This is a genomic window from Nonomuraea sp. NPDC051941 (assembly GCF_044593615.1).
Genome location: NZ_JBIUCF010000019.1, coordinates 55,371 through 77,554, shown reverse-complemented (window position 1 = coordinate 77,554; position 22,184 = coordinate 55,371). Strand labels below are relative to the sequence as shown.

The 22,184-nt window shown below is 71.8% G+C and carries 19 protein-coding genes; 5 read left to right on the top strand and 14 right to left on the bottom strand.

The window, feature by feature from the left end; all coding sequences use genetic code 11:
- Nucleotides 1-56: 56 nt before the first annotated feature.
- The 4 genes from ACIHFD_RS29905 to ACIHFD_RS29890 are packed head-to-tail and all read left to right on the top strand — an operon-like array spanning nt 57 to nt 4,440.
- Nucleotides 57-1,361, top strand: a complete 1,305-nt coding sequence (locus tag ACIHFD_RS29905; RefSeq protein ID WP_397369722.1) for an activator-dependent family glycosyltransferase — start codon at nt 57-59, stop codon at nt 1,359-1,361.
- Nucleotides 1,358-2,653, top strand: a complete 1,296-nt coding sequence (locus ACIHFD_RS29900; protein WP_397369721.1) for a ferritin-like domain-containing protein — start codon at nt 1,358-1,360, stop codon at nt 2,651-2,653. The genes ACIHFD_RS29905 and ACIHFD_RS29900 overlap by 4 nt, the downstream gene beginning before the upstream one ends.
- The gene (locus tag ACIHFD_RS29895) at nt 2,643-3,464 is read left to right on the top strand and encodes a hypothetical protein (RefSeq protein ID WP_397369719.1); all 822 of its coding nucleotides are present in this window, start codon (nt 2,643-2,645) and stop codon (nt 3,462-3,464) included. The genes ACIHFD_RS29900 and ACIHFD_RS29895 overlap by 11 nt, the downstream gene beginning before the upstream one ends.
- Before the next feature lie 10 nt (nt 3,465-3,474).
- Entirely contained in the window at nt 3,475-4,440 is a 966-nt protein-coding gene (locus ACIHFD_RS29890; protein WP_397369718.1) for an aldo/keto reductase, read from the top strand.
- 64 nt (nt 4,441-4,504) lie between these two features.
- On the opposite strand, the gene ACIHFD_RS29885 is transcribed toward ACIHFD_RS29890, so the two are convergent.
- Entirely contained in the window at nt 4,505-5,746 is a 1,242-nt protein-coding gene (locus ACIHFD_RS29885; protein ID WP_397369717.1) for a cytochrome P450, read from the bottom strand.
- A 171-nt stretch (nt 5,747-5,917) separates the two neighbouring features.
- Between ACIHFD_RS29885 and ACIHFD_RS29880 the strand changes: the two genes are divergently transcribed.
- A complete protein-coding gene (locus ACIHFD_RS29880) occupies nt 5,918-6,775 on the top strand; it encodes an SAM-dependent methyltransferase (RefSeq protein WP_397369716.1) in 858 nt (285 codons plus the stop codon).
- An 18-nt stretch (nt 6,776-6,793) separates the two neighbouring features.
- On the opposite strand, the gene ACIHFD_RS29875 is transcribed toward ACIHFD_RS29880, so the two are convergent.
- From ACIHFD_RS29875 to ACIHFD_RS29815, 13 genes are all read right to left on the bottom strand, one after another.
- Nucleotides 6,794-8,038, bottom strand: a complete 1,245-nt coding sequence (locus ACIHFD_RS29875; protein ID WP_397369715.1) for an activator-dependent family glycosyltransferase — start codon at nt 8,036-8,038, stop codon at nt 6,794-6,796.
- Nucleotides 8,039-8,056: 18 nt separating this feature from the next.
- The gene (locus ACIHFD_RS29870) at nt 8,057-9,322 is read right to left on the bottom strand and encodes an activator-dependent family glycosyltransferase (protein WP_397369714.1); all 1,266 of its coding nucleotides are present in this window, start codon (nt 9,320-9,322) and stop codon (nt 8,057-8,059) included.
- Between the two features lie 14 nt (nt 9,323-9,336).
- Entirely contained in the window at nt 9,337-10,611 is a 1,275-nt protein-coding gene (locus ACIHFD_RS29865; RefSeq protein ID WP_397369713.1) for an activator-dependent family glycosyltransferase, read from the bottom strand.
- Between the two features lie 4 nt (nt 10,612-10,615).
- Nucleotides 10,616-11,878, bottom strand: coding sequence for an activator-dependent family glycosyltransferase (locus ACIHFD_RS29860; RefSeq protein ID WP_397369712.1), 1,263 nt, complete (start codon nt 11,876-11,878; stop codon nt 10,616-10,618).
- Complete coding sequence (locus tag ACIHFD_RS29855; protein WP_397369711.1) at nt 11,879-13,159, bottom strand: activator-dependent family glycosyltransferase; 1,281 nt, start codon at nt 13,157-13,159, stop codon at nt 11,879-11,881. It abuts the gene before it with no gap.
- 25 nt (nt 13,160-13,184) lie between these two features.
- Nucleotides 13,185-14,414, bottom strand: coding sequence for a nucleotide disphospho-sugar-binding domain-containing protein (locus tag ACIHFD_RS29850; RefSeq protein WP_397369710.1), 1,230 nt, complete (start codon nt 14,412-14,414; stop codon nt 13,185-13,187).
- Nucleotides 14,415-14,438: 24 nt separating this feature from the next.
- Nucleotides 14,439-15,710 (bottom strand): activator-dependent family glycosyltransferase, encoded by a 1,272-nt coding sequence (locus ACIHFD_RS29845; RefSeq protein ID WP_397369709.1) that lies wholly within the window; start codon nt 15,708-15,710, stop codon nt 14,439-14,441.
- A gap of 13 nt (nt 15,711-15,723) precedes the next feature.
- Complete coding sequence (locus tag ACIHFD_RS29840; RefSeq protein WP_397369708.1) at nt 15,724-16,944, bottom strand: nucleotide disphospho-sugar-binding domain-containing protein; 1,221 nt, start codon at nt 16,942-16,944, stop codon at nt 15,724-15,726.
- Nucleotides 16,945-16,956: 12 nt separating this feature from the next.
- The gene (locus ACIHFD_RS29835; protein WP_397369707.1) at nt 16,957-18,198 is read right to left on the bottom strand and encodes an activator-dependent family glycosyltransferase; all 1,242 of its coding nucleotides are present in this window, start codon (nt 18,196-18,198) and stop codon (nt 16,957-16,959) included.
- Nucleotides 18,199-18,210: 12 nt separating this feature from the next.
- Nucleotides 18,211-19,449: an activator-dependent family glycosyltransferase gene (locus ACIHFD_RS29830; protein ID WP_397369706.1), complete on the bottom strand. Its 1,239-nt coding sequence runs from the start codon at nt 19,447-19,449 to the stop codon at nt 18,211-18,213.
- Nucleotides 19,450-19,453: 4 nt separating this feature from the next.
- On the bottom strand, nt 19,454-20,449 hold the full coding sequence (locus ACIHFD_RS29825) for an NAD-dependent epimerase/dehydratase family protein (protein WP_397369705.1): 996 nt from the start codon (nt 20,447-20,449) through the stop codon (nt 19,454-19,456).
- Between the two features lie 41 nt (nt 20,450-20,490).
- Nucleotides 20,491-21,036: a GNAT family N-acetyltransferase gene (locus ACIHFD_RS29820; RefSeq protein WP_397369704.1), complete on the bottom strand. Its 546-nt coding sequence runs from the start codon at nt 21,034-21,036 to the stop codon at nt 20,491-20,493.
- A gap of 103 nt (nt 21,037-21,139) precedes the next feature.
- The gene (locus ACIHFD_RS29815) at nt 21,140-22,141 is read right to left on the bottom strand and encodes an aldo/keto reductase (RefSeq protein WP_397369703.1); all 1,002 of its coding nucleotides are present in this window, start codon (nt 22,139-22,141) and stop codon (nt 21,140-21,142) included.
- Between the last annotated feature and the right edge of the window lie 43 nt (nt 22,142-22,184).

Genomic DNA, 22,184 nt, shown 5'->3' with positions numbered 1-22,184 from the left:
TTCGTGTGAATATGTGGCGCGATTCAAAAGCCCTTTATTTCAACCGTGGGGGGGCTGTGCGGGTTCTGTTCACGACCTATTCGGAGAAGACGCATCTGCAGCCGATGGCGCCGTTGGCATGGGCCTTGCGCACGGCCGGCCACGAAGTGCGCGTGGCGAGCCAGCCCGAGCTCGTGGACACCATTACCCGAGCCGGTCTCACCGCCGTTCCGGTGGGCCGCGACCACAATCTCTGGCGGGCCGCGCGGCGTTTCCTGACCCCGCGCATGGCGAGCGTGGATCCGGCCACCTACCGGAAAGTCCGGGGCGTGAAACAGCCGCCTTTCGACATCGCCGGCGAACCGCCCGAGAACATCACCTGGAGCCATCTCAAGGCGGGCTACGACGACATCGTGCCCTCCTGGTACAAGATGGTGAACGATCCCATGATCGACGACCTGGTCGGCCTCGCCCGCGACTGGACGCCGGATCTCGTCGTCTGGGAGGCCTCCACGTACGCGGGCGCTGTGGCGGCGAAGGCGGTCGGCGCGGCCCACGCCCGTCTGCTGTGCAACCTCGACATGTTCGGCGTCGCCCGCGGCCACTACGTCCGGCTGAAGGCCGCGCGGCCGCCCGGCCAGAGGGAGGACGCGCTCCAGGAGTGGCTCACCGACAGGGCGGCGCGGCACGGCGTCGGCTTCTCCGAGGATCTGGCGGTCGGCCGGTTCACCCTCGATCAGCAGCCCGACTCGCTGCGGATGGAGGCCGACCTGCACTACGTCCCCATGCGGTACGTGCCCTACAACGGGCCGGCCGTGGTGCCGCCGTGGCTGCGGGACGAGCCGCGCCGGCCGCGGGTGTGCCTGACGCTGGGCAGCACCTCGGCCGAGCGCTTCGACGGCTACGCGGTGAGCGTCCAGGACCTCCTCGACGCGCTGTCCGACCTGGACATCGAGGTGGTGGCCACGCTGCCGGAGCGCGAGGCGGGCAAGCTGGCGCGCGTCCCCGGCAACACCCGCATCGTCTCGTTCATCGCCCTGCACACGCTGGCCCCGACCTGCTCGGCGATCATCCACCACGGGGCGTTCGGCACCGCCACGACGACCGCGCTGTACGGGGTGCCGCAGCTGTCGTTGCCGGAGCGGCACGACGCGCCCTTCCACGCGGAGAAGCTGACGAGGCAGGGCGCCGGGATCGCGATCGACTACCGCGAGGCCACCGGCGAGACCGTACGGGAGGCGCTGCTCAGGCTGCTGCGCGAGCCGGTCTTCCGGGAGCGGGCCCAGGCGCTGCGCGAGGAGATGCTGGCCCTGCCCACCCCGAACGACCTGGTGCCCGAGCTGGAACGGCTGACGGAGAAGTACCGCGGGAGCGACGCGTGAGTGAATCCAGGCAAATTTCGGGATATGTCGGCCCGCCGGGCAGTTCAGGCTTCGCCCGGCGCATCCCCGCGGTGATCACCAGCCGCACCCAGCTGATCGACGCCCTGAGCGTGGCGGCCTCCCTGGAGCACGCCATCCTGCTGCAGTACCTCTACACCGCCTGGACGCTGAAACGGCGGCCGGACGAGGGGCTGGACCCCAAGCTCGAGCGCCTGCTCCGCTCCTGGGGCCAGACCATGCTCCGGGTGTCCCACGAGGAGATGATCCACCTCGGGATCATCATCAACCTGCTGAACGTGCTCGGCGCGGCCCCCGTCCTGCACCGGCCGAACTTCCCGCAGGCCCTCAGCCCGGAGAGCCCGTTCGAGCTGAGCCTCACCAAATGGGACGACCACACCTTGTGGCGCTATGTCCGGATGGAACTGCCGCAGGGGGAGCCGCTGCCGCCCGAGCCCGCGAACGCGCGGCCGGCGGGCGCCCTGCGCACCGTGATCGAGTTCGACTACCTGGGCGAGCTGTACGACATCATCAGGGCCGGTTTCGTGCGCCTCGGGGAGGAGGCGTTCCTGGTGCCGACGGGGCTCGACAAGGAGACCCGCTGGGGACTCCAGGTACGCGCGATCCCGGCGGTGACCGACCTGACCTCCGCGCTCAAGGCCCTGGACCTCGTGGTGGAGCAGGGCGAAGGCGCCCCGGAGAACCGCGAGGACTCCCACTACGAGCGCTTCCGGCGGCTGCGGCGCGAGCTCGCCGACCTGCCGAAGGGCTTCGTGCCGACCAGGAACGTCGTGGACAACCCGCGTACCTGGGCCAGCCATCGCGACACCCCGCTGCCCGGCACGTACATCGAGAACGAGCTGACCCGCCGGGTCGCGGCCGTGGCCAACGACGCCTACCGCATCCTGATGCTGCTGATGCTCCAGATGTTCAGCTACGACCCGCCGCCGCCCTCGGGCCCGCCCATGCTGACGGACCGCGACCTGGTCAAGGCCACCGCCAAACAGCTGATGTCGTCGTTCCTGCGCGCGATCGGGGAGATCCTCACCGAGCTGCCCGTCCGTGACGACCCGGCGGACGGCGTGGCGGGCATCCCGTTCGAGGTCTACGAGGAGGTCCGGCTCTCGCCACGGCACGAGCCGCGCTTCACGATCGTGATGGAGGCGCTCACCGCGCTGGAGCACGACTGCAAGCAGCTGGCCGGCGAGACCGGCATCGCCCGGCTCGGCGTCCTCGCCGAACACGCCGGCTGGCTGCGGCAGAATCTCACGGAAGGAGCCGGCGGTGCCCGTTGAGCTGGACTTCGGCGGATGGTTCCAGCTGCGGCTGGCCACCGACCCCGACCCTCATGACGAGCCGCGCGGGGTCTCCGGATTCACCTGGGCCTACCCGGGCGAGCCCGACTTCGACCGGACCGTACGCTTCCAGCCCGCGGGCGCGTACCCGCGGGTGGCCTGCGACCCCGAGATCCGCATCGGCGTGTCCGTGACGGAGGTCAGGGTGGACGGCGAGGTCGCCGCCGGCCACCCCCTCACCGGGGCGGCCGTCAACCTGGCCGGCGAGCCCAAGTTCGAGGGCCGCAACGGGATCGTGGCCGAGGCCGGGTTCGAGCCGATCGTGCCCTTCCGGCTGCTCTTCCAGCGCGACGGCCGCTGGTTCGGCCGCTCCTACGCCGACCGGTACGAGTTCCCGTACGCCGACCTGCGCGGCAAGGGCATCGACTTCAGCGACGAGGCCAGGGCCGACGTCGCCAAGGCGACCGGCATCGCCGACCTCGGCCTCCTCTGGCAGGAGCGGCAGCGCCGCCTGGCGGAGGTCATCGCGGCCACCGAGGACGAGGCGCTGGCCGAGGCCTGCCGGTGCCGGATCGACTTCATGCGCGAGAACGACTACCTGGTCGGCGACTACGGCCTGCGCTCGTCCTACGCGACGGACCTGCACGGCCCGGTGGAAGGGCTGGACCTGGTCCCCGAGCTGTCCCGGGCGGACGCGGAGCGGCCCTGGCCGATCCGGTTCTGGATGGGCGGCTGGGACTTCGACTCCCTGTGCGGATTCGTCCAGGGCACCTTGACCGCAGGGCCGGGCCCTGCGCCGGGACAAGACTAGGAGACGAGCTGTGGAACACCTCCGCCTGGGCCGTTCGGGGCTGCGGGTCTCGCGGATCTGCCTGGGCATGATGAGCTTCGGCGACCCCGCCAAGACCCCCTGGCACCTCGACGAGGGGCGGGCCGAGCCGATCGTGCGGCGGGCCGTGGAGTCGGGCGTGACCTTCTTCGACACCGCCGACATGTACGACGGCGGCGCCAGCGAGGAGATCACCGGCCGGCTGCTGCGCGGGTTGTTCCGCCGGCGGGACGACTACGCGCTGGCCACCAAGGTCTTCTTCCCCGTGGGGGAGGGGGCCAACGACCGGGGCCTGTCGCGCAAGCACATCATGGCCGCCGCCGACGACTCCCTGCGCCGGCTCGGCACGGACTACATCGACCTGTACCAGATCCACCGCTGGGACTACGAGACGCCGATCGAGGAGACCCTGGAGGCCCTGCACGACCTGGTGCGCGTGGGCAAGGTGCGCTATCTCGGGGCGTCGAGCATGTTCGCCTGGCAGTTCGCCAAGGCGCAGCACACGGCGCGGGCCGGCCGCCTGACGGGCTTCACGGCCATGCAGAACCACTACAACCTGCTCTACAGGGAGGAGGAGCGGGAGATGCTCCCGCTCTGCCTGGACGAGGGGGTCGGCGTGCTGCCGTGGAGCCCGCTGGCTCGCGGGCGCCTCACGGGCAGGCGGGAGACGGCCCGCGCGGGCAGCGACCGCCTCGCCGCGATGCTGTACGGCGAGGCGGACCAGGAGCAGGTGGTGGACGCGGTGCGCGCGGTCGCCGGCGAGCGGGGGGTGCCTCCGGCGCAGATCGCGCTGGCGTGGCTGTTGAGCCGGTCCGGCGTGGTGGCGCCCATCGTGGGGGCGACCAGGGTGGAGCACGTCGATGACGCGGTCGGGGCCCTCGGCGTCAAGCTGGACGAGGAGGAGCTGGCCCGCCTGGAGGCGCCCTACCGTCCCCACCCGGTCCTCGGCCACGAGTGACCGGGCCCGCGCCCCGCCCGTCCCGCTTCCGGTGGCCGCCGGACGCGGGCAGGGGCCGGGTGGGTCACCAGGTGACGAGGAGTTCGCGGACGCCGCGGTTGGTGGAGTGCTCCCGGAGCGGGACGTCGGCGGCGGGGACCGCGAGGCGCAGACCCGGCAGGGCGGCCAGCAGCTTGCGGAGCACGATCCGCATCTCGATCTTCGCCAGCTGCTGCCCGAGGCACAGATGCAGCCCGTGGCCGAAGCCGACGTGGTGCCGGGCGTCATCACGCGCCAGCCGCAGGGCGTCGGGGTCACCGAAGACCTTCGGATCGCGGTTGGCGGCCGGCAGCGACACCGTGACGGTCTGCCCGGCGCGGATCAGCACGCCTTCCACCTCGACGTCCTCCAGCGCCGAGCGGTTGGGCGCGCCCTGGTGGGCGAGGGTCGCGTACCGCATCAGCTCGTCGACCGCGCCGTCCGCCAGGCCCGGGTCGGCGCGCAGCGCGGCGAGCTGATCGGGGTGCTCCAGCAGCGCGAACACGCCCAGTCCGATCATGTTGGCGGTCGGCTCGTGCCCGGCCACCAGGAGCAGCAGCGCGATGTTGGCCAGCTCCTCCGTGCCCAGCTCCCCGGTCGCGGCCAGCTCGCCGAGCAGCTCGGCGGGCTCCTCGGCGCGCTTGCGCTCGACCAGCTCGCCGAGGTAGCCGGTCAGGGTCTTGAACGCCTGCTCGGCGGCCGGCCGGGGCGACTCCAGGTCCACGACGATCCGCGTGTTCTCCTGGAAGAGCTCGTGGTCCTCGTACGGCACGCCGAGCAGCTCGCAGGTGACGACGGAGGAGACCGGCGTGGCGAGCAGCGACATGAGGTCCGCCGGGGGATCGGCGGCGGCCAGCACGTCCAGCTGCCGGTCGGTGATCTCCTCGATGCGCGGCTCGAGCGCGGTCAGCCGGCCCGCCGTGAAGAACCTGGTGAGCAGCCGCCGGTATCTGGTGTGCTCCGGGCGGTCCATGTTGACGAACCAGCCGGGCAGCGCCTCGTCGCTCTCGTGCTCCGCGATCGGCTCGGTGTTCGACTCGGCCTCCGGCGTGTATTCGAGCACCGGGATGTGGCGCAGCTCGGGCCGGTTGCTGAAACGCGGGTCCGACAGCACCTTGCGCGCCGCGGCGTGCCCGGTGACCAGCCAGCCGAGGTGCCCGTCGGGATAGGCCAGCGGCGTGACCGGATGCTTCTCGCGCAGCGTGCCGAGCTCCGGCGGCGGGTCGAACACGGCGCCGGAGGCACGCCTGGTCGGCAGGGCGATCGGGTCGGGCAGATCCGGGGTCATACGGCGGCTCCTCGGAGTGCGGAGAATGGCATTCCCAATTAATCGGAGAACGCCCGCGCGGTGCAACTAATATGCCCGTCTCGCCCGGCGGGACAGCCTTTTTCGTTGGCACTCGAGGACGCCTGCCGGATAATTATCAATCGACTTCTGTGAAAATCCCCGGGAGAGCACATGACCGCTGATTTCGTGATCCCGACCCCGGAAGAGGTCGGCGATTTCTACAACCAGGCCAACCGACTGATCATCCGATTTCAGGGTGGCAGCATGCATTACGGATACTGGACGGGCCCCGACGACGACAGCGATTTCGAGCAGGCGTCCGACCGGTTCACCGACATCATGATCGGCAAGGTCGGGGCGCGGGCCGGGGACCGGGTCCTCGACTGCGGGTGCGGGCCGGGCAAACCGGGCGTGCAGCTCGCCAAGGCCACGGGCGCCGAGGTGATCGGCATCTCGATCAGCACCGGAGACGTCGAGCTGGCCAACGCCCGGGCCAGGGCCGAGGGGCTGCAGGACCGGGTCAGGTTCCGGCACGCCAACATGCTGGAGATGCCGTTCGAGGACGACTCCTTCGACCACGTCATGGCCTTCGAGTCGATCGTGCACATCCCCGACCGGGCGGCCGTGCTCAAGGAGATCGCCCGGGTGCTCAAGCCGGGCGGGCGGGTCGCGCTGACCGACTTCATCACCAAGGGCGCGCCTCCCGAGGACCCGGAGGAGCGGCAGGCGCTGGTCGACGCGCTCGCCTCCTGGTGCTCGGCGCCGCTCGTCGACGTCGCCGACTACCCGGGGTTCGCCGAGGCGGCCGGCCTGGTGATCGACGAGATCGTCGACGTCACCGAGCACACGAAGTACACCTATCCGAAGACGTACCAGCCGATGTACGACTATGCCCGCACCCACGACGACATCCCCCCGGAGATGGCGCGCCTGCTGGAGGCCGCCCCCGGCGAGGAGGCGATGAAGTGGGTGCTGGAGGAGGAGCCCACCGAGGGCGTCATCATCGTGGTGGCCCACCTGCCGGAATGACCGGGGCGCTGCGGGCGGTCAGCGGCCGCGGTGCTCGGCCGCCAGCCGCTCCAGCTCTCCCACGCTCTCGCTGGGCGACGGCAGTGCCAGCATCTCCGCCCGCAGCGCGGCGGCCCGCTCGCGGAAGCGCGGGTCCGCCAGCAGCCGCACGACGTCGTCCCTGACCGCGGTGCCGATCCCGGCACCCGGTCGCACGGCCACCCCCGCGCCCTGCCCGGTCAGCCCGTCGACCAACTCCGGCTCGTCGAAGTCCCCCTCCAGCGACAGCCGCAGGACGAGCTGCGGCACGCCGTACAGGGAGGTGGTCGCCAGCGTGCCCGCGCCGGCGTGGTGGATCACCACGGAGCAGGTGGGCACCAGCGCCAGCAGCGGCACGTAGGACACCAGCCGGACGTTGCCGGGGACCGGGCCCAGGGCGGCGCGCCGGTCGTCCGGAACGGTGGCCACCACCTCGACGTCGAGCTCGGCCAGCGAGCCCAGGATCTCGCGCAGCTCGGCCGCGAAGGCGTCCATCCCGAGCGTGATCGCGATCCGCGGCCGCCGCGGCGGCGTGGTGAGCCAGTCCGGCACCACCGCGGCTCCGCCGTAGGGCACGTACCGCGTGCGGAGGTAGGTCAGCCCGGCGTCCAGGCGGAGCGAGTCCGGGAAGTGGTCGATGGTGAACTGCCCCGTGACCATGTCCTCCGAGAAGCGCGCCCCGTACTTGCCGGCGTAGGAGGCCAGCCATTCGGCGAGGGTGTCGCTCTCGCCGGGGGCCGGGTTCGGCGGGCGCAGGCGGAGGTAGTTCGCGCGGGTGAGGCCGAAGCTGTCCGGGGTGTACATCAGGCGGGCGTGCGCGGCGCCGCAGGCCTTGGCGGCGATGGCCCCGGCGCTGGTGGTGGGCTCCCAGACGACCAGGTCGGGCCGCCACCGCTGGGCGAACGTCACCAGCGAGTGGACCATCGGGACGTTCTCCATCTTGTACCACCAGGTGACGCTCTCGCTGTACTCGTCCTTGACGTCCTCCCAGGTCAGCTCGGCCGCGGGCGCGTCGCCCTCCGCGCGCAGCTCCTCCAGCAGCGCCGGGTTGGCCTCCAGCATCCTCCCGAGGCTGCGGTCGGCTCCCACCGGGACGGCGGTGAGACCCGCCTGGTTGATCTCCGAGGCGAAGCCGGGCTGGGCGGCCACGGTCACCTCGTGGCCGGCGCCGCGCAGCGCCCAGGCCAGCGGCACCATGGCGTGGAAGTGCGTCTTGGCGGGATAGGTGGCGAACAGGACGCGCATGGACACTTCTCCTGGGGGTCAGCGGCGGTGCCGTCCGGCCAGCTCCTCGAGCCGGGGGACGAGCTCGTTCGGTGTGGGCAGGGCGAGCATCTCGGCACGCAGGTCGAGCGCGCGTGCGCGGAAGCCCGGCTCTTCGAGCAGGCGGAGCAGGCCGTCGCGCACCTGGGCGCCGGTGGCCTCGCCGGCGAGCATGCTGAGCCCGGCGCCCTGGGCCGCCATCCTGGCGGCCAGCGCCGGCTCGTCGAAGTCGTGCGGCAGCGCCAGCTGCGGCACTCCGTGCAGGGCGGTCGTGCTGAGGGTTCCCGGACCGGCGTGGTGGATGACCGCCGAGCACGTCGGGACCAGGGCGTGCAGGGGGACGAAGGACACCAGCCTGGTGTTGCCCGGCACGCGTTCGAGCCGCTTCTGCTCGTGCTCGGCGATCGTGGCCACGATCTCGACGTCCAGATCGGCCAGCGAGTCGAGGATGTCCTGCACGCCGGCGGCGTAGCCGCCGTCCTCGTGGTCGGTGAGGCTCAGGCCGAGGGTGAGCGCGACCCGCGGCCGCGCCGGCGGCTCGCGTAGCCAGTCGGGGACGACCGCCGGCCCGCCGTACGGCACGTAGCGCATCGGGACGTACGTCGTCCGCGCCTCCAGCCGCATGGAGTCCGGGAGCTGGTCTATGGTGAACTGGCCCAAGGCCAGGTCCTCCGCGAAGCCGGCGCCGTGCGCGGCGGCGTACGGGCCGAGCCATTCCGCGAGGGGGTCGCCCGTCTCGCCGCGCAGCCGTCTCAGCCGCAGGAAGTGGTCCCTGGTGACGCCGAAGACGTCCAGGCTCCACATCAGGCGGGCGTGCGCGGCGCCGCAGGCCCGGGCGGCGATGGCCCCGGCGTACGTGGTCGGCTCCCAGATCACCAGGTCCGGCTCCCAGCTCCGTGCGAACGCCACCAGGTCGGAGATCATCGGGAAGTTGACGACCTTGTGCCAGCGCTGGATCTGGCGGCGCAGCCCGGCCTTCACGTGCTCCCAGGTGATCTCGTCCGGGTCGAGCACCGCGCTGTCGTAGGGGTCGGGCAACCCGTGCTCGCTCCCGCCCAGCCAGTCGGGATGCAGGTCGATCAGCCGCCAGAACCCGTGGTCCCGGCCGACCGGCACGGCCGTGTGACCGGCCTGGGTGATCACGTCGGCGAAGTGCGCCTGGCTGGCGACGCGGACCTCGTGCCCGGCGGTGCGCAGGGCCCAGGCCAGCGGCGCCATCATCAGGAAGTGCGTCTTTTGCGGATATGTGGTGAAGAGGACGCGCATGGGTTCCCTCTGGCTCAGCGGACTCGGTGCTCGCCGACCAGCTCTTCGAGCCGCCGTACGAGCTGGTTCGGGGACGGGAGCTCCAGCATCTCCTCGCGCAGGTCGGCCGCGCGCTCGCGGAAGGAGGGCTCGTCGAGGAGCCGGGCCAGGCTGTCGCGGACCAGCTCGTCGGTCGCCTCACCGGAGTCCAGCGCCAGCCCGGCGCCGTGCCGCGCCAGCCGCTCGGCCAGCGCCGGCTCGTCCACCTCCCAGGGGAGCGCCAGCTGGGGGACGCCCATCAGGGACACCGTGGCCAGCGTGCCGGGGCCGGCGTGGTGCACGGCGGCGACGCAGGTGGACAGCAGCGGCTGGAGCGGCACGTACGGCACGATGCGGAGGTTGGGCGGCACCCGGGCGAGCTTGCGCCGTTCCTTGTCCGCGAGGGTCGCGACGATCTCGATGTCGAGCGCGCTGATCGTGTCGAGCAGCCCCTGGAGCTCGCCCACGTAGTCGTCGAAGCGTTCGTCCTCCTCGTCGGACTCGTGGTAGACGAGCCCGGGGGTGAGTGCGACGCGGGGCCTGTCCGGGGGCCGCGTCAACCAGTCCGGGACCACGGCCGGCCCGCCGTACGGGACGTAGCGCATGCGCAGGTGGCTCGGGCCGGGCCGCAGCGCCAGCGACCCGGGGAGCTGGTCGATGGTGAAGTGGCCAGTGGCCAGGTCTTCGGTGTAGTCGGCGCCGTATCTGGCGGCGTACGAGCCGAGCCAGTCGGCGAGGGGATCTTCAGGGCGGTCGCCCTTGAGCCGCAGGAAGAGCTCGCGAGTGACGCCGAAGACGTCGAGGCTGTGGAGCAGGCGGGCGTGGACGGCGCCGCTGGCCTTGGCGGCGATCGCCCCGGCGTACGTGGTGGGCTCCCAGATGACCAGGTCCGGCCGCCACGCGCGGGCGAAGGCCACCAGATCGGCGATCATCGGCAGGTTCTCCAGCTTGTGCCACCACGTGACCGCGACGTCGTAGCCGTTCACCAGGTGGTCCCAGGTCGCCTTCGCCCGCTCCACCGCCGCGTCGTACGGCTCCGGGACCCCGGAGCGCCCCTCCTCCAGCGACTCCGGGTCGGCCTCCAGGAGCTGGAAGAGGTCGCGGTCGCTGCCGACCGGCACGGCGGTGAGCCCGGCCTGCGTGATCACCCCGGCGAACCTGGGCTGGCAGGCGAACCGCACCTCGTGCCCGCCGGCGACCAGCGCCCAGGCCAGCGGCGCCATCGTCAGGAAGGGGGTCTTCTCCGGCCGCGTCGTGAACAGGACCCGCATGCGCTCATCCCCTTTCCCGGTGCTCGGCGACGAGCTCCTCGATCCGCGGCACGAGCTGGTTCGGGGCCGGCACGCTCTCGATCTCCTCGCGCAGCCTGCCCGCCGCGCGCGCGAACGCGGGCTCGGTCAGCAGCCGCCGCACGGCCGCCCGCACGCTCTCCCCGGTGGCCTCGCCGTTGGGGATGGCCAGGCCGGCGCCCTGCTCGGCGAGGTTCCTGGCCAGCGCGGGCTGGTCGAAGTGCAGGGGCACGGCGAGCTGCGGCACGCCGTAGCGCGAGACGGTGGCCAGCGTGGCCAGCCCGGCGTGGTGGATGACCGCGCTGCAGGTGGGGGCGAGCGCGTGCAGCGGGACGAAGGGCACGATCCGCGCGTTGTCCGGCACGTCGAGCACCGACGACGCGTCGCCGGCGATGGTGGCGACGAGCTCGATGTCGAGGTCGGCCAGGGCGTCGAGGATGTCCTGGAGCTTGATGGTGTATCCGCCGTAGTGGTCGGTGGCGCTGAGGCCCATGGTGAGGGCCACGCGGGGTTTTTCGGGCCGGGGTCTGAGCCAGGCGGGGACGACGGCGGGGCCGCCGTAGGGGATGTACTGGGTGCGCAGGTAGTGCAGGTCGGCCTGCATGGTGATCGAGGCGGGGAACTGGTCGATGGTGAACTGGCCGGTGGCCAGGTCCTCGGTGTAGTCGCTGCCGTACTTGCGGGCGTAGGGGGCGAGCCAGTCGGCGAGGGGGTCCTCGCTCTCGCCGCGCTCCTGCTTGAGCCGCAGGAACTGCTCCCTGGCCACGCCGAAGACGTCGAGGCTGTAGAGCAGGCGGGCGTGCGCGGCGCTGCAGGCCTTGGCGGCGATCGCCCCGGCGAAGGTGAGCGGCTCCCAGATGACCAGGTCCGGCTGCCACTCACGGGCGAAGGCCACCAGGTCCGCCATCATCGGGAAATTGCACATCTTGTGCCAGTCGGCGACCGCCTCCCGGTAGCCGTCCAGCATGGACTCCCAGACGGCTTTCTCCGGGTCGTCGGCGACGTCGTAGGGCACCGGCAGGCCGACGCGCTCCTCCTCGCGCTGCTCGGGGAACATGTTCGCGATCCGCCAGAGGTCCCGGTCGCTGCCGACGGGCTGCGCGGTGAGTCCCGCCTGGGTGATCACGTCGGCGAACTTGGGCTGGCTGGCGAAGCGCACGTCGTGGCCGGCCGTGCGCATGGCCCAGGCGAACGGCGCCAGGTACTGGAAGATGGTCTTTTCCGGGACCGTGGTGAAGAGGACGCGCATCTAGCCTTCCTGGATGCTCTGGGTGGTGCGGAGCCGGGCGACGAGCTCCTCGATCCGGGGCACGAGCTGGTTCGGGGTCGGCACGCTCTCGATCTCGTCGCGGAGCAGGCGCGCGCGTTCCGTGAAGAGCGGCTCGTTGAGCAGCCGCAGCACGCTCTCCCTGACGATCTCGCCGGTCGCCTCGCCGCAGCCCACGGAGATGCCCGCGCCCTGCCGCGCCAGGTTCCCGGCCAGCGCGGGCTGGTCGAAGTGCCAGTGCAGCGCCAGCTGCGGCAGCGCGTACCTGGACACGGTGGCCAGCGTGGCCAGCCCGGCGTGGTGGATGACCGCGCTGCAGGTGGGGGCGAGCGCGTGCAGCGGCACGTACGGGACGATCCTGGCGTTGGCCGGGACGCGGTCGAGCTTGGCCTTCTCCTTGTCCGCGATGGTTGCGACGAGCTCGACGTCGAGGTCGGCCAGGGCGTCGAAGATGTCCTGGAGCCTGATCGTGTAGCCGTTGTACCTCTCGGTCGCGCTGAGGCCCATGGTGAGGGCCACGCGGGGTTTTTCGGGCCGGGGTCTGAGCCAGGCGGGGACGACGGCGGGGCCGCCGTAGGGGATGTACTGGGTGCGCAGGTAGTGCAGGTCGGCCCGCATGGTGAGGGATGCGGGGAACTGGTCGATGGTGAACTGGCCGGTGGCCAGGTCCTCGGTGTACTCGCCGCCGTACTTGCGGGCGTACGAGCCGAGCCAGTCGGCGAGGGGGTCCTCGCTCTCGCCGCGCTCCTGCTTGAGCCGCAGGAAGTGCCCGCGGGTGACACCGAAGACGTCCAGGCTGTAGAGCAGCCGGGCGTGCGCGGCGCCGCAGGCCTTGGCGGCGATGGCACCGGCGAACGTGGTGGGCTCCCAGATCACCAGGTCCGGCCGCCACCCGCGGGCGAACTCCACCAGATCGGCGATCATCGGGAAGTTCTCCATCTTGTGCCACATGGCGACCGCCTGCGTGTAGCCCTTCAGCAGCCACTCCCACGTCGCCTTCTCGGGGTCGTCGGCCGCGTCGTAGGGCGCGGGCAGCCCGGCGCGCTCGGCCTCGACCGCGTCGCGGTCCATGTCGGCCATCCGCCACGGGTCGTGGTTGCGGCCCACCGGCTGCGCGGTCAGCCCGGCCTGGGTGATCACGTCGGCGAAGCCCGGCTGGCTGGCGAAGCGCACGTCGTGCCCCGCCGTGCGCATGGCCCACACCATCGGCACCAGGTACTGGAAGATGGTCTTCTCCGGGTAGCTGACGAACAGCACACGCATGGTTCTCTCCTCGCGGGCGGTCCGGTCAGCCGACGGAGGGGACACGATGCTTGACGGTCAGCTCCTCCAGCCGGCCGACCACCTGGTTGGCCGTCGGCAGCGCCTGCATCTCCGCGCGCAGCCGCGCGGCGCCGTCGCGGACGGACGGGTCGGTCAGCGCCCGGCGCACGGCTCCGGCCACGGCCGCCGCGCCGGCGTCCTCGGGGGCGATGCTCAGCCCGGCCCCCTGCGCCGCCAGGCGTCCGGCGTAGATCGGCTGGTCGAAGTGCCAGGGCAGGGTCACCTGCGGCACGCCGTACGCGGCGGCGAGAGCCGTGCTGCCGAAGTCCGCGTGGTGCACGACCGCCGAGCACGTCGGGATCAGCGCGTGCAGCGGGGCGTCGCCCACGACGCGGACGTTGTCGGGGACCGGCCCCCACTCCTGCGACGTGCTGACCACGATCTCGGCGTCCAGCTCCGCAAGGGACGCCACCAGCTCCCGGGGGGCGACGGGGTAGCCCTCGATCGGGCGCACCAGGGCGACCCGCGTGCGCTCGGGGCTGCCCCACAGCCACTTGGCCACCAGCGCCGGCCCTTCGTAGGGGGTGAAGCGCGCCGACACGTACTGCAGGTCGGCCGACAGCCGCAGCGAGCCGGGGAACTGGTCGATGGTGAACTGGCCGGTGGCCAGGTCCTCCGAGTACCTGAGCCCGTACTTGGTGGCGTACTTGCCCAGCCATTCCGCCAGCGGATCTTCAGGGCGGTCGCCCTTGAGCCGCAGGAAGTGCTCGCGGGTGACGCCGAAGAGGTCCAGGCCGAAGATGAAGCGGGCGTGGGCGGCGCCGCAGGCCTTGGCGGCGATGGCGCCGGCGTACGTGGTGGCCTCCCAGACGACCAGGTCGGGCCGCCAGAACCGGGCGAAGGTGACCAGGTCGGGGACGGAGGAGAAGGTCTCGAGCTTGTGCCAGGTGTCGATCGCGCCGGCGTAGCCGTCCCGGAGGTGCTCCCAGTCCGCCGCGCCCGGGTCGGCCGCCACGTCGTACGGCCGCGGCAGGCCCGCGCGCCCGGCCAGGGGCTGGTCGGGGTCGGGGACGTCCCACGGGTCGTGGTCCTTGCCGATGGGCTGCGCGGTCAGCCCGGCCTGCGTGATGACGTCGGCGAAGGCCGGCTGGCTCGCGACGCGCACCTCGTGCCCCGCCGTACGCAGGGCCCAGGCGAGCGGCACCAGGTACTCGAAGAGCGTCTTGTTCGGATGAATGGTGAAAAGGATTCGCATGGCCTCTTCCTGGGGTCGTGCCGGTCAGGAGTTGCGGTGTTCCGCGGTGAGCTGCTCGATCTCGGTGACGAGCTGGTTCGGGCTGGGGAGCCGCCGGATCTCCTCCGCCAGTGCCGTGGCCCGCTCGGTGAAGGCCGGCTCGGTGAGCAGGCGCCGCACGGCGGCCGCCACCGCGTCGCCGGTGGCCTCGTCGTTGGCGATGGCCAGGCCCGCGCCCTGCCCGGCCAGCCTCCTGGCCAGCGCGGGCTGGTCGAAGTGCAGGTGGAGGGCGAGCTGCGGCACGCCGTACCGGGAGACCGTGGCCATCGTCGCGGCGCCGGCGTGGTGGATGACCGCGCTGCAGGTGGGGGCGAGCGCGTGCAGCGGCACATACGGGATGACGCGCGTGTTCGCCGGGATGCGGGCGAGCTTGGCCTTCTCCTTGTCGGCGACGGTCGCGACGACCTCGATGTCGAGCCCGGCCAGGGCGTCGAGGACGTCCTGGAGCCCGATGGTGTAGCCGCCGAAGTGGTCGGTGGCGCTGAGCCCCATGGTGAGGCCGACGCGGGGCTTCCTGGGCGGGTCCTGCAGCCAGCCGGGCACGATGGCCGGGCCGCCGTACGGGATGTACTGCATACGGAGATAGCGCAGGTCCGCGGCCGGCTCCGCAAGCGACGCGGGGAACTGGTCGACGGTGAAGTGGCCGGTGGCCAGGTCCTCGGTGAACTCCTCGCCGTACGGCGCGAGCTGCTTGTCGAACCACTGGGCCAGCGGATCGACCCGCTCCTCGGCCGGCTGGTCCGCCCTGAGGCGCAGGAAGTGCGTCCTCGCCAGCCCGAAGATGTCCAGGCCGAACAGCAGCCTGGCGTGGGCGGCGCCGCTGACCTTGGCGGCGAGCGGGCCGGCGTAGCAGTTGGGCTCCCAGACGACCAGATCGGGCCGCCAGGCGCGGGCGAACTCCAGGAGGTCGGGGATCATCGGCAGGCTCTCCATCACGTACCGGCCCACCACCGGGCCCGCGTAACCGTCCCGCAGGTACGGCCACGTGATGTTCCCGGGATTGTCCACGACGTCGTACGGCGCCGGCAGGCCGGGGCGTTCCTCCTCCCGCTGCTCGGCGGACAGATGGGTGAGCCGCCACGGCTCGGGGTTGTCGCCCGCGGGCTGGGCGGTGAGCCCGGCCTGGTTGATCACCCCGGCGAAGTTCGCCTGGCTGGCGAAGCGCACCTCGTGACCGGCGGTCCGCAGCGCCCAGGCCAGTGTCACGAGGTACTGGAAGACGGGCTTTTCTGGATAACTCGCGAAAAGAACGCGCATTTCGTGGTTTCTCTCAGTGGGCGGCGAGCTGTTCGAGGTGCGGGACCAGCTCGTTGGCGGTGGGCATGGAGTGGACGTCGGTGGCGAGCGCGCGGGCCCGGTGCCGGTGGAACGGGTCGGTGAGCAGCCGCGTCAGGCGCTGACGGACGGTGCCGGCGCTCTGGAGGGCCAGGGCGCAGCCCTGCCGGGTGAGCCGGCCGGCGATGGCGGGGCCGTCGGTGTCGCCGGGCACCACGAGCTGCGGGATCGAGTGCTGCGCGGTGGTGGCGAGGGTGCCGAAGCCGGCGTGGTGGATGATCGCGCTCAGGGTCGGGACGAGCGCCTGCAGCGGCACGTACGGCACCAGGCGGGTGTTGGCCGGGACGTGGGTGAGCTTGCGCTGCTCGTGCTCCGGCAGGGTGGCGACGAGCTCGATGTCCAGGCGGTCCAGCGCCGTGAGGACGTCCTGCAGGTCGAGCGCGTAGCCGTCGAAGCGTTCGGTGGCCACGAGGCCGAGGGTGAGGGCGACGCGCGGCCTGCGCGGCGGCGTCCGGAGCCAGCCGGGCACGACGGCCGGCCCGCCGTAGGGCGTGTAGCGCATCGCGACGTAGTGCAGGTTGCCGGCGCGCATCGCGAGGGAGGGCGGGAACTGGTCGATGGTGAAGTGGCCGGTGGCCAGGTCCTCGCTGAACTCGACGTAGGAGCCGAGCCACTCCGCCAGGGGGTCCTCGCCGCGCTCGCCCTTGAGGCGCAGGAAGTGCTCGCGGGTGACGCCGGAGACGTCGGGGCTGAACAGGATGCGGGCGTGGGCCGCCCCGACGGTCTTGGCGGCGACGGCGCCGGCGTAGGTGGTGGGCTCCCAGATGACGAGGTCCGGCCGCCAGTGCCGGGCGAACTCCACCAGCTCCGGGATCAGCGGCACGTTGATGACCCGGTGCCAGCCGGCGACCGCCTTGGCGTAGCCGTTGACGAGGTGGTCCCAGGTCGCCCTCTCCGGCGCGTCCGCCACGTCGTACGGCTCCGGCAGCCCGTTCCTGATCGCCGCCCTGGTCTCCGGCCGCCAGCTCATCGCCCGCCAGGGCTCGCGGTCGCTGCCCACGGGCACGGCGGTCAGGCCCGCCTGGTTGATCACCTGGGCGAAGCGGGGCTGGCCGGCGAAGACCACCTCGTGCCCGGCCGTACGCAGCGCCCAGGCCAGCGGCGCCATCGCCATGAAGTGCGTCTTCTCGGCGTAGCAGGTGAACAGCACACGCATGCGGACCTCCCCTCAGGCGGCGCGGTGCTCGGCGGTCAGCTCTTCGAGCCGCGGGACGAGCCGGCCGGGCGAGGGCAGGTCGAGGATCTCGGCGCGCAGCCGCTCGGCGCCCTCGGTGAACGACGGCTCCTTCAGCAGCCGCAGCAGGGCGTCCCTGACGATCTCGCCGGTCGCCTCGCGCGGGTCCACCGCGAGCGCGGCACCCTGCTCGGCGAGCATGCGGGCCAGCGGCGGCTCGTCGTAGTGCATCGGGAGCGCGAGCTGCGGGACGGCGTCGAGCGCGAAGGTGGCCAGGGTGCCCGGCCCCGCGTGGTGGATCGCCGCGGCGCAGGTCGGGGCGAGGGCGTGCAGCGGCACGTACGGGACGAGCCGGGCGCCGGGCGGCACGCGGGTGAGCTTGCGCCGCTCCTCGTCCGGGATGGTCGCGACGATGTCGATGTCCAGGTCGCCGATGGCGTCGAGGATGTCCTGCATCCCGAACAGGTAGCCGCCGAAGTGGTCGGTGGCGCTGAACCCCATGGTGATCGCGACCCTGGGCCGGCTCGGCGGCGTCCGCAGCCAGTCCGGCACGACGGCCGCGCCGCCGTACGGGACGAAGCGCATGGGCACGTAGCGCAGATCGGCCTCGATCCGCAGCGATCCGGGCAGCCGGTCGATGGTGAAGTGGCCGGTGGCCAGGTCCTCACTGAACTCGACGTAGGAGCCGAGCCATTCCGCCAGGGGATCCTCGTCGCGCTCGCCCTTGAGCCGCAGGAAGTGGTCGCGGGTGACGCCGAAGACGTCCAGCCCCCACATCAGCCGGGCGTGCGCCGCCCCGACGGTCTTGGCGGCGACGGCGCCCGCGTACGTGAGCGGCTCCCAGATGACCAGGTCGGGCCGCCAGTGCCGGGCGAACTCCACGAGGTCGGGGATCATCGGCACGTTGATCAGCTTGTGCCACCAGGTGACGGCCTCCCGGTAGCCGGTCAGCAGGTGGTCCCAGGTCGCCTTCTCCGGTTGCTGGGCCACGTCGTACGGCGGGGTCACGGTGAGGTGCCCGCCGTCGAGCCAGCCGGGGTTGGCCTCCAGCAGGCGCCAGGGATCCCGGTCGCTGCCGACCGGCACCGCCGTCAGGCCGGCCTGGTTGATCGTCCCGGCGAACTTGCGCTGGCTCGCGAAGACCACCTCGTGCCCGGCCGTGCGCAGTGCCCAGGCCAGCGGCGCCATGGCCAAGAAGTGGGTCTTCTCGGCGTAGGTGGTGAACAGCACGCGCATCGCGGTCCCCTGTCACTGGGCTCGGTAGTGGGCGGTGAGGTCTTCGAGGTGCGGGATCAGGTCGTTGGGGGTGGGGGCGGCGTGGATCTCGGCGGCGAGGCTGCCTGCCCGCTCCGTGTAGGCGGGGTCGGTCAGCAGCCGCTGGAGCCGCTCCCGGATGGCGGCCGGGGTGGGGTGGGGGAGCGTGATGGCGGAGCCCTGCCGGGCCAGCCGCCGGGCGATGGCGGGGCTGTCGGTGTCGCCGGGCACCACGAGCTGCGGGATCGAGTGCTGCGCGGTGGTGGCGAGGGTGCCGAAGCCGGCGTGGTGGATGACGGCGGCCAGGGTGGGGGCCAGGGCCTGCAGCGGCACGTACGGCACCAGGCGGGTGTTGGCCGGGACGTGGGTGAGCTTGCGCTGCTCGTGCTCGGGGAGGGTGGCGACGAGCTCGATGTCCAGGCCGTCCAGGGCGGTGAGGACGTCTTGGGGGTCGAGGGCGTAGCCGTCGAAGCGTTCGGTGGCGACCAGACCGAGGGTGAGGGCGATCCGGGGTTTGCCGGCCGGTTCGCGGAGCCAGCCGGGGATGACCGAGGGGCCGCCGTACGGGGTGTAGCGCAGGGGGACGTACCGCAGGCCGTCGGCACGCAGGGCGAGGGAGGGCGGGAGCTGGTCGATGGTGAAATGGCCGGTGACCAGGTCCTCGCTGAACTCGACGTAGGAGCCGAGCCACTCCGCCAGGGGGTCCTCGCCGCGCTCTCCCTTGAGGCGCAGGAAGTGCGCGCGGGTGACGCCGTACACGTCGGGGCCGAAGAGCAGCCGGGCGTGGGCGGCGCCGCAGGCCCGGGCGGCGATCGCACCGGCGAACGTGGTGGGCTCCCAGACGACCAGGTCGGGGCGCCAGCCGCGGGCGAACTCGACCAGGTCGGGGATCAGCGGCAGGTTCTCCATCTTGTGCCACCACGTGGTGGCCTGCCGGTAGGCCGCGCTGAGGTACTCCCACGTCGCCCGCTCCGGGGCCTCCGCCGCGTCGTAGGGCTCCGGCAGGCCCGTCCTGCCCGACGCGGCAACGTTCCGGTCCAGCTCCATCATCCGCGCCTGGTCGCTGTCCCGGCCGACGGGTACGGCGGTCAGGCCCGCCTGGTTGATCACCTGGGCGAAGCGGGGCTGGCCGGCGAAGACCGCTTCGTGGCCGGCCGTGCGCAGCGCCCAGGCCAGCGGCGCCATCGCCAGGAAATGCGTCTTCTCGGGATAGCTGACCAGCAGGACCCGCATGGCGCTACGCCTGCTCCTTCGCGTAGGCCACGGCCGCCCGCTCCAGCGCGCCGAGCAGCGTCTCCTGCGGCTGCCAGCCGGTCGCCCGCTGGAAGTGCGACGGGTCGAGGGCGAAGTCGAGCAGGTCCGTCGGCATCGCGTGCTCCGCGGGCGGCACCGAGATCACCGGCACCGGCGGCCTGCGGGAGCAGGCCGAGACCAGCTTGGCGATGGTGGCGAACAGCTCGGCGATGCTGACGACCTGGCCGCTGCCCACGAGCCAGTGCTTGCCGGTGACCACGTCCGCGTGGTCCAGCGCCGCGAGGAACGCCCGCGCCGCGTCGTCGATGCAGAGCAGGTCGCGCTTGACCGTGCCGTCGTGCCACATGGTGAGCGGCTGGCCGGCGTACGCCCGGCGCATCATCGCGGCCACCACGCCCCGGTCCAGCAGGGTGGAGTCGGTGCCCTGGCCGAACAGCGTCGCCAGCCGCAGCGTCGCCCCGCGCAGGACGCCCCGTCCGGTCGCCGCCTCCAGCGCTTGCTCCGCCGCCAGCTTCTGCCGGTCGTACTCGGTCAGCGGCTCGTCGGGGATGCTCCCGTCGATCCGCGTGGCGAGCGCCTTGCCGGCCTGCGACATCGAGCCGGCGAACAGCACCACGGGAGGCTCCGGCTTGCGGTGGGCCTCGACGGCGGCGATGAGGTCGTGCACCAGGCCGACGTTGACGCGTTCCGCGGTGCGGTCGCCGCTCGCCACCCGCCAGGTGCCGGGCCCGGCGATGTGCGCGACCAGGTGGATGACCGCGTCCGCGTCGGCGACCGCGTCGGCCAGGTGGGTGCCTTCCGTGAGGTCCGCGGTGCGCACCTCCACCTCGGCCCGGCAGTTCGCGGGCACGGCGGTGGGCCGCCGCCCTACCACGCGGAGCCGGACGGGACGCTCCGACAGAAGCCTCGTCACCGCGGTTCCGAGGAGACCCGAGGCGCCGAGCACCACGATCGAGGGCTTTGCGATGCTGTTCGTCATTGGATTCCCCAATACGCAGATTCTTAAGGGCAAATTTCCAACTAATTCGGCGCCTCGCGCCAGGAAAGCGGAGCGGGCAGCACCGCGTCCAGCGGCGAGAGGCGGTCCGGCGACCAGTCCACGTAGCTCTCCCAGTCCGCCCGGCGGACGCGATAGCTGTGGAGGTCCCAGAGCCGCCCCCGGAAGTAAAGATGATCCGCCAGCACGCCCTCTTTCTGGCTGTCGTCGTCGGTCAGCCCGAAACCGGCGAAACTGGCCTCCGTGGTCTGCACGATCATGGCGGCGATGTCGAACATCGCGAACGCGTAATTGATGGTCAGCTGCACCGCCTCGGAGCCGATTCCGAGCTTGGCGCGGCGCGGGTCGAGATAAACGCCGTTGCGAATGTGCCCGGCCTGGCTGATTCCGTGCAGCGTGCTGAACCCGAGCACGTCGCCGCTGTTTCTGTGCACCACCAGGAACATCGCGTTGAGCCGTTTGAAGCCCTCCGCGGTGTTCGCCGCGAACCGGAAACTCTCCAGTCCGGCCTCGAGCAGCGTCTGCAGGAAGACGGCGCCGTCGGAGGCGGACGCCGGGCGGAGCTCCACGCGCCGGGAACGGGTATGCGGAAAAAGCACGACGACTTCCCCATCTGTTCGATATCGCGATAGCCGGAGTGTCTCGCTGGCGGGACGGAAAGGGCGAGCGGCCTCAACCCTGCTCTTTGCCCACGCGTTCCGGCAAGCGAGCCCCGATTCGCGCCCTGTCCCAGCTCATGTGTCCCACGGAGGCGGGCAGTTCCTCGATTTCCCGCATATCCCGCTCGGTCAGCCGCAACTGGGTGGCGGCCACGTTCTCCTCCAGCCAGCGGCGGGTCTTGGTGCCGGGGATGGGCACGATGTCGTCGCCCTGCGCCAGCGTCCAGGCGATCGCCACCTGGGCGGGCGTCGCGTCGTGGCGGGCGGCGACGGCCGTGAGACCTGCGACGATGTCGTGGTTGGCAGCCATGGCGATGGCGCTGAAGCGGGGGTCGCCCGAGCGGGAGTCGTGCCGGTCCAGCGCCGAGTTGGTCAGCCGGCCGGTCAGATACCCGCGGCCGATCGGCGCGAACGCCAGAAAGCCCACGCCGTTCTCCCGGCACCACGGCAATATGTCGTCGCGGTTGTGTTTCGCCCACACAGAGAGCTCGTACTGCACGGCCGCGATGGGGAACACCTGGTGCACGAGAGCGAGCTCCTCGACCGTGGCGTGCGAAATTCCGAGGGCCCGGACCTTTCCTTCCGTGACCAGTTCCGCCAGCGCGCCCCAGGTCTCCTCGATGGGCACCTCGGGATCCACCCGGTGCAGCTGGTAAAGGTCGATGACGTCCGTGCGCAGCCGGCGTAACGAGCCCTCGCAGGCGGCCCGCAGATATTCCGGCCGGCCGTTGCGGCTGAACTTTCCGTCGGGGCCGGGGACCAGCCCGCACTTGGTGGCGATCAGCACCTCGTCGCGATGGTCCCGCAGCGTTTCGCCGATGAGCTCCTCATTGCTCCAGGGGCCGTAGACGTCGGCGGTGTCGAACAGGTCGATGCCGAGCTCGACGGCGCGCAGGAGCACTTTTTTCGAGGTCTCCTCGTCGCGCTGGCGCGGGCCGTACCCGTGCGACATGGAGCTGCATCCGAGGCCGAGCGAACTCACCTTGAGATTGGTTGCCAGAGAGATCTTCTGCATTTTTCCTGCACATTCATCGGAGCGGTCTTCGCGGATACGAGGA

What these genes read in the sequence shown, in the direction of transcription:
- ACIHFD_RS29885 (WP_397369717.1), bottom strand. Translation starts at nt 5,746, where the DNA reads ATGACCCCGGATCTGCCCGACCCGATCGCCCTGCCGACCAGGCGTGCC.
- ACIHFD_RS29880 (WP_397369716.1), top strand. Translation starts at nt 5,918, where the DNA reads ATGACCGCTGATTTCGTGATCCCGACCCCGGAAGAGGTCGGCGATTTC.
- ACIHFD_RS29875 (WP_397369715.1), bottom strand. Translation starts at nt 8,038, where the DNA reads ATGCGCGTCCTGTTCGCCACCTATCCCGCCAAGACGCACTTCCACGCC.
- ACIHFD_RS29870 (WP_397369714.1), bottom strand. Translation starts at nt 9,322, where the DNA reads ATGCGCGTCCTCTTCACCACATATCCGCAAAAGACGCACTTCCTGATG.
- ACIHFD_RS29865 (WP_397369713.1), bottom strand. Translation starts at nt 10,611, where the DNA reads ATGCGGGTCCTGTTCACGACGCGGCCGGAGAAGACCCCCTTCCTGACG.
- ACIHFD_RS29860 (WP_397369712.1), bottom strand. Translation starts at nt 11,878, where the DNA reads ATGCGCGTCCTCTTCACCACGGTCCCGGAAAAGACCATCTTCCAGTAC.
- ACIHFD_RS29855 (WP_397369711.1), bottom strand. Translation starts at nt 13,159, where the DNA reads ATGCGTGTGCTGTTCGTCAGCTACCCGGAGAAGACCATCTTCCAGTAC.
- ACIHFD_RS29850 (WP_397369710.1), bottom strand. Translation starts at nt 14,414, where the DNA reads ATGCGAATCCTTTTCACCATTCATCCGAACAAGACGCTCTTCGAGTAC.
- ACIHFD_RS29845 (WP_397369709.1), bottom strand. Translation starts at nt 15,710, where the DNA reads ATGCGCGTTCTTTTCGCGAGTTATCCAGAAAAGCCCGTCTTCCAGTAC.
- ACIHFD_RS29840 (WP_397369708.1), bottom strand. Translation starts at nt 16,944, where the DNA reads ATGCGTGTGCTGTTCACCTGCTACGCCGAGAAGACGCACTTCATGGCG.
- ACIHFD_RS29835 (WP_397369707.1), bottom strand. Translation starts at nt 18,198, where the DNA reads ATGCGCGTGCTGTTCACCACCTACGCCGAGAAGACCCACTTCTTGGCC.
- ACIHFD_RS29830 (WP_397369706.1), bottom strand. Translation starts at nt 19,449, where the DNA reads ATGCGGGTCCTGCTGGTCAGCTATCCCGAGAAGACGCATTTCCTGGCG.
- ACIHFD_RS29825 (WP_397369705.1), bottom strand. Translation starts at nt 20,449, where the DNA reads ATGACGAACAGCATCGCAAAGCCCTCGATCGTGGTGCTCGGCGCCTCG.
- ACIHFD_RS29815 (WP_397369703.1), bottom strand. Translation starts at nt 22,141, where the DNA reads ATGCAGAAGATCTCTCTGGCAACCAATCTCAAGGTGAGTTCGCTCGGC.